The following is a 13112-nucleotide window of genomic DNA, read 5'->3' on the forward strand; positions in this document are numbered from 1 at the left end:
GATAAGCTCACTTTTTTGTTTACAAGCTTTTCATTAGATTGCCATAAAAATTAATTAACTTGACTAAATCAAAAAACAAAATACCAAAAACATTTGTAGGTTTTTTAATAGCCTCTTTTTTAATTTGGCTGTTAATTACTTTATCTAAAGAATACAATACAATTATTAGATATCCAGTAATATATAAAAACATACCACAAGATAAATTATTGCAAGAAGATCCTATCAAAGAAATCGATCTAGCTGTTAAAGCAACAGGTTTTAAATTAATATCTTCTCAATTTAAACATCAAACAATTGCTATAGAGGCTTCTAGTTTACAAAGAAATAAATCCTCAAAATTTTATCTTTTACCAAAAAATCAAACTGTAAGTATTCAAAAACAATTACTTTCGGGAGTTCAGTTACAAGAAATACTTAAAGATACTATTTATTTAAATTTAGGCATTCTTACTTCTAAAAAAGTACCTTTAAAATCACAATTAAGTATAAATTATCATATCGGTTATGATCTTTTAAAGGATATAAAAGTTGAACCAGATTCAATAATAATTTCTGGACCAAAATTACAAATAGATAGAATTAATTTCTTAAATTTAAGTAAGTTGGTTTTAGATGATGTAAGGTCTGATTTTACTGAAAAAGTAGCTATTTTAACTCCAAAAAACAGTAAAAATTTAAAATTTAAAATTAAAGAAGCTACAATATCTGGTAAAGTAGAAAAGTTTACAGAAGGAACTTTGATAATCCCTTTTACAGTTAAGAATTTACCTGAGGGTACAAAAATTACAAGTCTTTTTAAATCTGTAGAAGTTATATATGTTGTTGCCTTATCTAATTTTGCAAAAATTTCAGAAAAATCTTTTAAAATTGAATGCGATTTTGACCTTTCTAAAAAGAATAATTTAAGTTATTTAATTCCTAAAGTTTTAGAGCATCCACCTTTTATAAAAAGTTATAAAATTGTTCCTTCTAAAATTGATTTTTTAATTCAGAAATAGATGAAAATTGTAGGTTTAACAGGCGGCATTGGAAGCGGAAAAACAACCGTAGCTAATTTTTTTTCAGAATTTAAAAATGTAGCTATTTATATTGCAGACAAAGAGGCTAAAAAATTAATGAACTCTTCTATTGTAATACGAAAGAAATTATTGCAAGAGTTTGGAGAAAATGCATACCTAGATAATCAATTAAACAAAAAATTTATTTCAGAGATTGTATTTAATAACCAAAAAAAACTAAGTGTTTTAAATGCAATTGTACATCCAGAAGTAAGAAAACATTTTAATAACTTTGTAAAACAAAATTCTGATAAAGCATATATCATTTATGAAAATGCTATTTTATTTGAAAGTAAAAGCAATCAATTTTGTGATATTATTATAACTGTTCAATCTAGCTTGAACACTAGAATAGAGCGTGCTATTTTAAGAGATAACGTATCGCGTAAAGAAATCTTAGATAGAATAAAAAATCAATGGTTAGAAGATAAAAAAACACTGCAGTCTAACTATGTTATTCTTAATGAAGAACTTATGAATACAAGAATTCAAGTAAAAAAAATCCACAATATTTTAACAAAAAAGGAATAGCTGATTTGAGTATTGTTAGTTTTTTTGTTAAAATAGTCTTAAAATTTCATTAAATTTGTTAATCTACGTTAAAAACGTTAATCGCAATTTTTGAAAGCACTAACTTTGATTTATGAGCAAAAAGATGTTTACTCTAATTGTAGTTTTAATGAGCATTTCCTTGGTAGGAATTATTGCTGTACAACTCTATTGGATAAATAATGCAGTAGAAAGTAAGAAAGAACAATTTAAGAATGATGTACAAAAAACATTAGGAAGTGTTTCGGAAATAATAAACAATAAAGAAGCTGCTTTTTTTGAAAAAAAAATAGAAGGACTAATAGAAAGTGTAGGTTTAGCAAATGACGCTCAATTAAAGAATTATTTGTTTCAAGAAATAGACACAATATCAAAACAAAAACTAACTTTTGGCTCAACAATTCTTGAAGAAAATTTTAAGCTACCAACAACAGAATTTTTAGATAACGATTCTACTATTGTAAAAAGAGTAACAGGGAAACAAGATTTTTTTCAATCTAAATTAATAAAAGGAGTCGATAATCTTTTTTCAACAAAAGAAGAAAAAAGATATTCATTTACGAAAAGGTATTTTGATATTGAAAAAGCGTATTCTTCAAAATTATTTGAATCGTATAAAAATAAAAAGCCCATTTACCAAAGAGTTAGTAACAGAGAATTAAACGAAACTATTAAAGAAGAATTAAAAAAAAGAAATATAGACTTAGATTTTAAATACGGTGTATATACTAAAGATGGTTTAGCTACAAAATTAAAATCTGGTTATTATACTATTAACAAAGAAGATAGTTATAAATATCCACTTTTCTTTAATTCAGATGATCAAGTTGATTATATGTTATATGTTACGTTTCCTATGAAAAATGAACATATTTTATCTGGAATATCAAATATCTTGCTATTATCATTACTTTTTATTTTTATCATTATAATAGCATTTTCAAGTTCTCTATATCAATTGGTAAGGCAAAAAAAGATATCAGAAATTAAAACAGATTTCATTAATAATATGACGCATGAGTTTAAAACACCTATAGCTACTATAAACCTTGCTTTAGATTCAATTAAGAACCCAAAAATTATAAATGATAATGAGAAGGTTCTGCGTTATATACAAATGATTAGAGATGAAAATAAAAGAATGCACTCACAAGTAGAAAACGTTCTTAGAATTTCGAGACTAGAGAAAAATCAATTAGATATTAGTAAGGAAACCATAGATGTACACGACATAATAGAAGATGCCATTACACATGTAAGTTTATTAATTAATGATAGAAAAGGAAGTCTTGAAACACATTTTCAGGCAATAACATCAGAGGTTCCAGGGAACCAGTTTCATTTAACAAATGTAATTGTAAATATATTAGAAAACGCTTTAAAATATTCTGAAGGAGCACCAAAGATAGATGTCTATACAGAAAGTACCAATAAGTTTTTTATCTTAAAGGTAAAAGATGAAGGAATTGGAATGAGTAAGAGTGTACAGAAAAATGTTTTTGATAAATTTTATAGAGAACAAAAAGGAAATATTCATAATGTAAAAGGCCATGGTTTAGGATTGGCATATGTAAAAGAAATCGTAGAAAAACATCACGGAACAGTTTTTGTTGAAAGTGAAAAAGGAAAAGGAAGCATATTCACTGTTAAGTTACCTTTAATTTAAAAAAAAAATATAAAAAGTATAAAAATGGGAAGTAAAAAAATTTTATTAGTAGAAGATGATCCAAACTTTGGAACAGTTTTAAAAGATTATTTAGCGTTAAATGATTACAACGTAACACATGCTAAAGACGGTATAGAAGGTTTAATTATGTTTAAAAACAGCGATTATGACTTATGTATTTTAGATGTAATGATGCCTCGTAAAGATGGATTTTCTTTAGCGCAAGATATTAGAGTAACAAATAAAGAAGTGCCAATTATTTTTTTAACGGCTAAAACATTAAAAGAAGATGTTTTAAAAGGGTATTCTGTTGGTGCAGATGATTATTTAAATAAACCTTTTGATTCTGAAGTATTATTACATAAAATAAAAGCAATTTTACAAAGAAAAGATACAGATAAAACGGCAGAATCTGAACAATTCGAATTTACAATTGGAGGGTTTGCTTTTAATTCTAAATTAAGACATTTATCAACAAGTAATGATGTAGAGCCTATAAAATTATCACCAAAAGAAAGTAAATTGCTACGTATGTTAGCGATTCATAAAAACGATTTAATGCCACGTGAATTAGCATTGACTAAGATTTGGAGGGATGATAATTATTTTACATCTAGAAGTATGGATGTTTATATTGCAAAACTTCGTAAGTATTTAAAAGACGATGAAAATGTAGAGATTTTAAATATACATGGAGAAGGATTTCGATTGGTAGATAAATCTTAATTAAAGAACCTTCCCAAAATAAAAACTCAATTTGATACTTTCAAGTTGAGTTTTTTTGTACTTTTATAATACCACATCAAAGTAAGAAAGTATACTATGGCAGAATTTATTAAAATTTATAACGAAAATCCAAACCCAAAAGAAATTGATAAAGTTGTAAAAGTTTTACAAAATGGTGGTTTAATAATTTACCCAACCGATACAGTGTATGGTTTAGGATGTGATATTACTAATCCAAAAGCTTTAGAAAAAATAGCAAAAATAAAAGGAGTAAAACTAGATAAGGCTAATTTCTCTTTTATTTGTAATGATTTAAGCCATTTGTCAGATTATGTAAAACAAATTGACTCTTCAACCTTTAAACTATTAAAAAGGGCTTTACCAGGACCTTATACATTTATTCTACCAGGAAGTAATAATTTACCAAAAGCCTTTAAAAAACGTAAAACTGTTGGGATTCGTATTCCAGATAATACTATTGCTAGAACACTGGTAGGCGCTTTAGGGAACCCTATTGTATCTACTTCTATACGTGATGATGATGATGTTTTAGAGTATACAACCGATCCGGAATTAATTTTCGAAAAATGGAAAAATCTTGTAGATATTGTTATTGATGGTGGATATGGAGATAATTATGCGTCTACAGTAATCGATTTAACTTTAGATTATCCAGAAGTAATAAGAGAAGGAAAAGGTAGCTTAGATGTTTTATAAACTATTTTAATTTATCAAACGTTTTTCTACCCAAAGCAAAATATTGCCAAACAATACTCGTGTGTAAATTATAATCTTGTTTTTTGTTTAATACTTTACGTTTTTTTAGAAATCTAAAAAAGTTTTTATAAAAACTAAAATGTGCTTTTACAATTGCCCAAGTATGAATGGGTCTTAGTTCTATTAAAAATTTTATTCCTGCAATTCCATCTAAAATTAAACGAGAAAAGACAACAAATAAAAACCATTTTCTAGGAACATTTTTAACCACATTTAGCAAACTGTTTCTAAAGTTTAAAAATGTTTTTTGAGGATTTGTTTCTTTAAGTGTAGCGCCGCCAACATGAAATACAGTAGATGTTCCTACATATTTAACTTTATACCCAGCGTTTCTAGTTCTCCAACATAAATCTATTTCTTCCTGATGTGCAAAATAATCTTCATCAAAACCATGTAATTGATGATACACTTTTGAACGAATAAATAAACAAGCACCAGAAGCCCAAAAAATTTCTGTAATATCATTAAATTGGTGATGGTCAATTTCTAAATTATTAAAAATTCGCCCTCTACAATAAGGGTAACCATACAAATCAATAAATCCCCCAGCAGCTCCTGCATATTCAAATTTTGTTTTATTTTTAAAATCTAATATTTTGGGTTGAATGATAGCTGTTTCTTTTTCATCTTTAAAAACGTTTAAAACTGGTTGTAGCCAGTTTTCTGTGACTTCAACATCAGAATTTAGTAGACATAATATATCTGCTTTGATAGTTTGTAAAGCATCATTATAACCTTTTGCATACCCACCATTTGTTGTGTTTTTTACAATTTGAATAGAAGGAAAATGTTTTTTTATAAATTGTATAGAATTATCTGTAGAAGCATTGTCTGCAACATAAATATCTGCTTCTTTAGAGCTAAAATTTACAACAAATGGCAAAAACTGTTCTAATAGTTTTTGTCCATTCCAATTTAATATAACGATTGCTGTTTTCAAGTTTGCGAATTTACTGTTTAAAAACCAGTTTTTCTTTAAAGTTTTCTTAATTCTACTTTTATGTAAAGTGGTTGTAGAAGCATAAAAAAATGTAATGCAAAATTATTTATAATTTGGTATTTCTTTTAGAAAGATATAGGTTTCTTTTTCAAAATCCATTTTACAATAAAAATGCTCTAAACCGTTAGTTACAATTAAATAATTAGCTTGTAGTTTTAAATTATACCGTGCAATTTGGTCAAAAGTATCTTGTGTGATTTTAATTTTTGGAGCCTTACATTCTACAATTATGTCTGGTTTTCCATCTGTATTAAACACCAAAATATCTGTTCTTTTTTTTCGATTATTAATGGTTAATTGCTTTTCTAAAGCAATTAAAGAGGTTGGATATTTTTTTTCTTCAATTAAAAAACAAACAAAATGCTGACGCACCCATTCTTCTGGTGTTAGTACCATATATTTTTTTCTCAATTTATCAAAAATAAGCGTCTTATTTTCGTTACTTTTGAGTTTGAATTTATATGTTGGAAGATTGAGTTTTTGCATCAATCAAAAGTAAGAAAATGAACGAAATAAGAAGTATTGTTTCTGATATTAAAAGTGGTAACATAAAACCTATTTATTTTTTAATGGGTGATGAACCTTATTATATTGATAAAATTTCTGATTTTATTGAAGAAACTGTTTTAGATGAAGCAGAAAAAGGGTTTAATCAACAAGTTATGTATGGTAGAGATGCAACCATAGAAGATATTGTTTCGTCTGCAAAACGATTTCCAATGATGGCAGAAAGACAGGTTTTAATTGTTAAGGAAGCTCAAGATTTAAGTAGAAATATAGAAAAATTGGTTTCTTATGCAGAAAATCCACAGCCTACAACGGTTTTAGTTTTAAATTATAAATATAAAAAACTAGACAAACGTAAAAAACTACACAAAGCCATTGCAAAATCAGGAATGATTTTTGAAAGTAAAAAATTGTATGAAAATCAAGTTTCAGACTGGATTCGTAGAGTTTTAGCTGGAAAAAAATATCAAATTGAGCCAAAAGCAGCTTTAATGTTGGTAGAATTTTTAGGAACTGATTTGAGTAAGATTTCTAACGAATTAGATAAATTAATTTTAGTGCTTCCTAAAGAAACAGTTATAACTCCAAATCATGTAGAGGAGAATATAGGTATTTCTAAAGATTTTAATAATTTTGAATTACGAAAAGCAATAGGAGAGAAGAATATTGTAAAAGCAAATAGAATTATCAATTATTTTGCAGAAAACCCTAAAAACAACCCTTTGGTAATGACTATCTCTTTATTAAATGGTTTTTTTACACAGTTACTTTCTTTTCATGGTCTAAAAGATAAATCTAAAAATTCTGTTGCAAAAACTTTAGGAGTAAACCCGTATTTTGTAGATGAATATTTTTTAGCTTCTAGAAATTATCCTATGCGAAAAGTAGCTCAGGTAATTGCCTTTTTACGAGAGGCAGATGTAAAAAGTAAAGGAGTAGGGGCAAGTCAATCTGATGAAGATATCTTAAAAGAATTATTGTTTAGAATTTTACATTAATATTTATTCCATACTTTTTTATTTTTTGCTCTAGGGCCTTGAAGCTCTTTCCTTTTGTTGTTTGTAGTGACAATTATTTCAGATTTAGTTTTTGTTTTATTCCAAATTTTCTTGTTTTTAAATTTTGCCCCGTACGTATCTTTATTAACAAAGCTTTTCACTTTAATTAAGGTGTTTACTTTTTTAAGTTGCCAAGGTTTTTGATTTTTGACTTGTGGGCCCGTAAGGATGTTTTTTTCTTGAGCAAGAAAGCTACTTCCTAACATTATAAATAATATAAAAGTTGTTTTTTTAACTAATAGTTTCATAATACCTTATTTAAACAATTAATTCAAATTTAAAAAACAAGAAAAGATTAAATGTTAAGATTTTGTAAAAATGAAAAATAAATAACTTAAAAATAGGAGTTTAATCATAGAAATACTCTTGTTCGTATAAGATTCCTTTTATTTAAATTGAAACTTTTTTAAATTAAGTAAGCCATTTATTACGATTTGTTGCTATTTTATGAGTTGTTGTTAATAATCTTTACCTTTATTTAAAAGCACAAAAAAAACCGAACAAATAAGATTGTTCGGTTTTTAATTTTTACAAAAAGTAAGTTTATTTACCTTCTTCTTTTTTTTGCTCAACTTTATCAGCAATAATTCTATTTTCTCTGTTAGCAACTTCCCAAGCTGTATAGAACACCAAGCGAGTTCTATTTTCTAACAACTCGTAATTAATTTTGTCTGGTGTATCTGTATGTTTGTGATAATCGACATGAGTACCATTAAAGTAAAAAATAATTGGCACATTATGTTTTGCAAAATTATAATGATCAGATCTGTAGTAATAACGATTTGGGTCATTTTCATCATTATACTTATAATCTAAATTAATATTCATGTATTTTTTATTAACCGCTTCAGAAAGATTGTGTAACTCTGTACTTAACTTATCTGAACCAATTAAATAGACATAATTTGGATCTGCTTTATGTCTGTCATCAATTCTACCAATCATATCAATATTTAAATCACAAACCGTATTTGCAATTGGAAATAAAGGGTTTTCTGTGTAATATTTAGAACCTAATAATCCTTTTTCTTCTCCTGTTACGTGTAAAAATAAAATTGACCGTTTAGGGCCTTTACCCGCTTTAACTGCTTTTTGAAAAGCTTCTGCAATTTCTAAAACTGCAACCGTACCAGAACCATCGTCATCTGCTCCATTATAAATTTTTCCATTTTTTATTCCTTCATGATCTAAATGTGCAGAAATCACAACAATTTCATCTGGTTTTTCTGTTCCTTTTATAAAGGCAACTACATTTTCTGAAGATTTTAAATTTCCACGTCTTGAGTTTTTATTTAACCATTCTGCAGGAACTTCTTGAAAATAATCATCTCCACCAAGGGCAGAGGCAATTCCATTTTTCACATAAAAGTTTTTTAAATATTCAACCGCCTTTTTTTGACCTGGTTCACCTGTATTTCTTCCTTCAAATTCATCTGAAGCATAAGTAAATAAATGTGTACCTAAGTCTTTAGCGGTAATTGTAGCAGCATATTTTGCAGCTTGGTCTACATTAGCATCATCATTTTTGGATGCGTTTTGACTAGAACTACACGCCATAAAAGCTAATGCACTAGCAACATAAAGTATTTTTTTCATCGAGTTAAAATGTATTTTGTTTGATATGATTAGTATTCAAAAGTAACAAAAAGTTACGCTAGCATCAAATTTAATTTTTGTTGATGACAAACTGTTCTAATGTTCTGTTAAAATTAATGAGTTCTTTTGGGAATAAATTGTCAAAAGCATTTTGTGAAATTAACTGGGAAGGCTTTCCTGTGTATAAATTATTATCTGTAAAAAGAATAATTTCATCAGATAGTTTAATGGCTAAATTTACTTCATGAGAAGAAATAAGAATCGTTTTAGAAGTCTCTTTAACCAACTTCTTTAACAATGAAAAAATTTTAATAGTATGATGCATGTCTAAATGTGCTGTCGGCTCATCTAAAATAATGATTTCTGTGTCTTGAGCTAATGCTCTCGCAATAAGAACTCGTTGTAATTGTCCATCACTTAGTTCGTAAAAACGATTGTCTTTTAAGTGTGTTATTTCTGTTTGTTGAATTGCTAGTTCTACTTTTTGGATGTCTTCTTTAGAAAGTTTGTCAATCCAATTGGTGTAAGGTTGTCTGCCTAATGCAACTAACTCAAAAACAGTTAATTGACTTTCTGGTAAACGCTCTGTTAATACAAGACTTAACTGAGTAGATAATTCTTTTTCAGAGTAATTACTAATGTTTTTATCATTTAACAAAATTCTCCCAGAAATGGGTTTTTGTACTTTAGAAATGGTTCTTAAAAAAGTAGATTTTCCAATTCCGTTTTTTCCTAAAACAGTAATTAATTTATTTTTCTCTAATGACAGATTGATGTCTGAGAAAACAATTTTATCTTGCTTTTTTTGATGATATCCAATGGATAGTTTTTCGATTTTTAGAATACTATTTTTACACATCTAAATAAAGATTTTCTTTTTTCTGATAAGCAACCAAATAACAATAGGAGCTCCAAATAAAGATGTTATGGCATTAATTGGAAGCGTAAATTCACTTGTTGGTAATTGTGCAATTATATCGCAAATTAATAGTATAATTGAACCAATAATTGCTACTGAGGGTAATAATATTTTATGATTTGAGCTTGTGAAAATCATTCTAGCAATGTGCGGAACGGCTAAGCCAATAAAAGCAATTGGACCAGAAAAAGCCGTAATAACTCCGGTTAATAAACTTGTAATCAATAAAATAATATTTCTACTTTTCTTTACATTTATACCTAAACTTTTGGCATAATTTTCTCCTAACAAAAAGCTATTTAACGGTTTTATAATTGAGACAGTTGCCAACATTCCTATTATATAAATAATAAAGAAAACAGAAATTTCATTCCAAGATAAATTCCCTAAACTTCCAAAGCTCCAAAATAAATATTGTTGAATTTGTGCAGCTTCACTAAAATAAGCTAAGACACTAATTACTGCAGATGTTAAAGATCCAAACATCAATCCAATAATTAAAATAGACATGGTGTTTCTAACTTTATTTGCAGCAATAATTACAGCCGACAAAACTAAAAAAGCACCCAAACTAGCAGCAATAGGTAAAGACCAATTAGAAGCAGAGTTAGAGAGTAAAAAACCACCAAAAAGAGAAGAGCCTAAAATTAAAATAGCAACACCTAGACTTGCTCCAGATGAAATTCCTAAAACAAACGGGCCTGCAAGTGGATTTCTAAATAAAGTTTGCATTAATAGACCACAAACAGACAATCCAGAACCAACTAAAACCGCAGTAATTGCTTTTGGTACTCTAAAGTTAAGAATGATTGTTTCCCAACTTTCCTTGGCTACCTCTCCACCAAAAATGCTGTTAAAAATATCTTTAAATGGAATAGAAACAGAACCAAAACTAATATTCAAAAAGAACAAAATTATCAGTAAAACTGATAAAATAAGGAAGTATTTTGTATAAGATTTGTTTTCCATTTATGAATGTCAGGTTGATCGAAATTTGTAATTATAATTTTTTTATAATGACAATTTTATGAGTAGTTTTTCTCTAAAAAAGCAACTAATTTCTGTATTGCAATTCCTCTATGAGAAATTTTATTTTTTTCTTCAGAACTCATCTCAGCAAAGGATTTATTGAAACCTTCAGGTTTAAAAATAGGGTCGTAACCAAAACCTTTTTTCCCTTTTTTTTCTGTTAAGATTTCTCCCTTGCAAACACCTTCGAAAAGAATTTTCTGATGCTTTAAATTTAAAGCAATTGCAGTTCTAAATTGTGCTTTTCTGTTGGTTTTATTTTTTAGTTTAAGAATTAATTTCTGCATATTGTTTTCAGAATTACTTGGCTCTCCTGCAAAACGAGCAGAATAGACACCAGGTTTTCCATTTAAACTTTCTACTTCCAAACCTGTATCATCGGCAAAACAATTAAAACCAAATTTTTGTGTAATGTAATCTGCTTTTAATTTGGCATTACCTTCTAAAGTTGTTTCCGTTTCGTCAATTTCATCAAAACAATGAATGTCTTTTAAACTCAATAGCTCTATCGAGTTGGGTAACATTTTTTGCACTTCAGCAAGTTTGTTTAAATTATTGGTTGCAAAAACTAATTTCATTTGTTTTAATTTCAGCAAATGTAAGAAATTTAAGAGTGAGATTTTAGAAGGTCTTAACTTGTTAAAAAATATGGTGAATGAAGATTGTTCTACTTAAAAAAATCTCTTAGATAGATTTTGATTTGAATTTTTATAAAGATAACTTGCCAATGTAGACTTACAAAAAAGTTTAAGTAAGTATATTATTCTTCCCCCGAATTATAAATAATTACCCATTTTATTTTGTAATAAAAAATGATATTGGCAAGCTTTTTTAATGAATTTTTGCTAAATTCAAACTCTTTATAAATACTACTCAAAAATAAAACTAAATAAACAATTAATCTTATTGAAAAATTTATAAGGTTAATGTTTTAGAAGAATCAGTAAGAGTTTTAGCATATCAGTAAACTATTTTTTTATAGAGAAAGTATTTGTCTTACTTTTGAAAGATAAAATTATTAAGAAAAAGTTTGATAGAATCCTTTCTGTTTTTGTTTACAGGTATTATAGGTCTTGTTACCTTAACAATAATGTTAAGGTCTTATAGGTCTAATCCTTTTTGTAATTTATTTTTAGTTCTTATCATCAGTATTATTTCTTTTCGTTTTTTTATTCATGGTAGCTATAATTTAGGTTTACAAACCGTTTTTAGAGCAGATACTGGTATCTCATCTATATTGTATTTAATTATTGTTCCATGTTCTTATTTATATTATAAGTACTTAACATTTCCTCAAAAAACATATAATATAAAAGATTTAAAACATCTTATTTTTATTGTATTTCTATACTTTATTAATTCAAATGAAGCCTTAGACAATAGCTTTATATTTTATTTTGGATCTATGACCAACTTGTTTTATGTAGCAATGTTTTTAATCTTTTATTTAGTATTGGTCTTTAGGTTGTTAAGTAAAAAAATATGGTTTAGAAAAAACCTCCTCTTAAATAGTAAGCACTTTAAATTAGTTAAAAATTGGACATTAAGTTTGTATATAATTAATACCCTTAGTAGTATTATGATATTAATATCTTTGTATACAGAATTTAGCAAAGGGACTATTGTGTCTGGAAAAACAATGGCTATTTTTTCATTATTTTTTTGGCTATTTATCTTTTTTAAAATTTTAGTATCACCAGAAATATTATACGGTCTTCCTATTCTTAATAAAACGTTATTAAAATTTAATGATCCATTATTACTTGAAAATAAAGAATCTATACCACCTATAAATATTAAAATAGGGAGTAGTTGGGTATTAGATACAGATATTAAAAAGAGTAGTCAAGACCAGAAATTACAAGGGATTATTAGAAGTAATATTGAAAGTTATATTCATGAGATAGATAAATTAAGCACAGAACAATTCATCTTTAGAAATCATAAAGTTTCTCAAAGTGATATTGGAGCAAATTTAGGTGTTCCTACAAGCCATATTGTGTATTTATTTAAATATCATTCTAAAATTTCTTTTTCAGAATATAGAAAGAACTGTAGAATACAAGATGCTGTTAAATTGATAAAAGAAGGTTTTTTAAATTCAGAAACATTAGAATCTTTAGCGTATACCACAGGGTTTGCTTCGTACAATCCGTTTTTTATTGCTTTCAAAAATATTACAACGTATTCTCCTCAAGATTATGTAAAATTAAAAAAGAGTTAA

Annotated in this window: 14 protein-coding genes; 7 read left to right on the forward strand and 7 right to left on the reverse strand. The window is 27.1% G+C overall.

The window, feature by feature from the left end; genetic code table 11:
• The first annotated feature begins 59 nt into the window (after positions 1 to 59).
• From MC378_RS01875 to MC378_RS01895, 5 genes are all read left to right on the forward strand, one after another.
• Positions 60 to 1001: a YbbR-like domain-containing protein gene (locus MC378_RS01875; RefSeq protein WP_242177016.1), complete on the forward strand. Its 942-nt coding sequence runs from the start codon at positions 60 to 62 to the stop codon at positions 999 to 1001.
• Positions 1002 to 1592, forward strand: a complete 591-nt coding sequence (gene coaE, locus MC378_RS01880) for a dephospho-CoA kinase (protein WP_242177017.1) — start codon at positions 1002 to 1004, stop codon at positions 1590 to 1592. It begins immediately after the preceding gene.
• Between the two features lie 112 nt (positions 1593 to 1704).
• Complete coding sequence (locus tag MC378_RS01885) at positions 1705 to 3276, forward strand: sensor histidine kinase (RefSeq protein ID WP_242177018.1); 1572 nt, start codon at positions 1705 to 1707, stop codon at positions 3274 to 3276.
• 24 nt (positions 3277 to 3300) lie between these two features.
• Positions 3301 to 4002, forward strand: coding sequence for a response regulator transcription factor (locus tag MC378_RS01890; RefSeq protein WP_242177019.1), 702 nt, complete (start codon positions 3301 to 3303; stop codon positions 4000 to 4002).
• A gap of 96 nt (positions 4003 to 4098) precedes the next feature.
• On the forward strand, positions 4099 to 4719 hold the full coding sequence (locus tag MC378_RS01895; RefSeq protein ID WP_242177020.1) for an L-threonylcarbamoyladenylate synthase: 621 nt from the start codon (positions 4099 to 4101) through the stop codon (positions 4717 to 4719).
• Between the two features lies 1 nt (position 4720).
• On the opposite strand, the gene MC378_RS01900 is transcribed toward MC378_RS01895, so the two are convergent.
• Both MC378_RS01900 and MC378_RS01905 read right to left on the reverse strand, forming a co-directional pair.
• Positions 4721 to 5719, reverse strand: a complete 999-nt coding sequence (locus tag MC378_RS01900) for a glycosyltransferase family 2 protein (RefSeq protein ID WP_242177021.1) — start codon at positions 5717 to 5719, stop codon at positions 4721 to 4723.
• 102 nt (positions 5720 to 5821) lie between these two features.
• A complete protein-coding gene (locus tag MC378_RS01905; RefSeq protein ID WP_242177022.1) occupies positions 5822 to 6265 on the reverse strand; it encodes a type I restriction enzyme HsdR N-terminal domain-containing protein in 444 nt (147 codons plus the stop codon).
• A gap of 17 nt (positions 6266 to 6282) precedes the next feature.
• Between MC378_RS01905 and holA the strand changes: the two genes are divergently transcribed.
• The gene (gene holA, locus MC378_RS01910; protein ID WP_242177023.1) at positions 6283 to 7284 is read left to right on the forward strand and encodes a DNA polymerase III subunit delta; all 1002 of its coding nucleotides are present in this window, start codon (positions 6283 to 6285) and stop codon (positions 7282 to 7284) included.
• Here holA and MC378_RS01915 read toward each other — a convergent pair.
• The 5 genes from MC378_RS01915 to MC378_RS01935 form a co-directional block, all read right to left on the reverse strand.
• Entirely contained in the window at positions 7281 to 7592 is a 312-nt protein-coding gene (locus MC378_RS01915) for a hypothetical protein (protein WP_242177024.1), read from the reverse strand. The genes holA and MC378_RS01915 overlap by 4 nt on opposite strands.
• Before the next feature lie 295 nt (positions 7593 to 7887).
• On the reverse strand, positions 7888 to 8940 hold the full coding sequence (locus tag MC378_RS01920; RefSeq protein WP_242177025.1) for a M28 family metallopeptidase: 1053 nt from the start codon (positions 8938 to 8940) through the stop codon (positions 7888 to 7890).
• Between the two features lie 70 nt (positions 8941 to 9010).
• Positions 9011 to 9799 carry an ABC transporter ATP-binding protein gene (locus tag MC378_RS01925; protein ID WP_242177026.1) on the reverse strand — a complete coding sequence of 263 codons (789 nt, stop codon included), beginning with the start codon at positions 9797 to 9799 and terminating at the stop codon, positions 9011 to 9013.
• Positions 9800 to 10828 carry a FecCD family ABC transporter permease gene (locus MC378_RS01930; protein ID WP_242177027.1) on the reverse strand — a complete coding sequence of 343 codons (1029 nt, stop codon included), beginning with the start codon at positions 10826 to 10828 and terminating at the stop codon, positions 9800 to 9802.
• Positions 10829 to 10884: 56 nt separating this feature from the next.
• Positions 10885 to 11466, reverse strand: coding sequence for a non-canonical purine NTP diphosphatase (locus MC378_RS01935; protein WP_242177028.1), 582 nt, complete (start codon positions 11464 to 11466; stop codon positions 10885 to 10887).
• Positions 11467 to 11918: 452 nt separating this feature from the next.
• Here MC378_RS01935 and MC378_RS01940 point away from each other — a divergent pair, with 452 nt between their 5' ends.
• The gene (locus MC378_RS01940) at positions 11919 to 13112 is read left to right on the forward strand and encodes a helix-turn-helix domain-containing protein (RefSeq protein ID WP_242177029.1); all 1194 of its coding nucleotides are present in this window, start codon (positions 11919 to 11921) and stop codon (positions 13110 to 13112) included.

The organism is Polaribacter marinus (assembly GCF_022662535.1).
GTDB classification, from domain to species: Bacteria; Bacteroidota; Bacteroidia; order Flavobacteriales; family Flavobacteriaceae; genus Polaribacter; species Polaribacter marinus.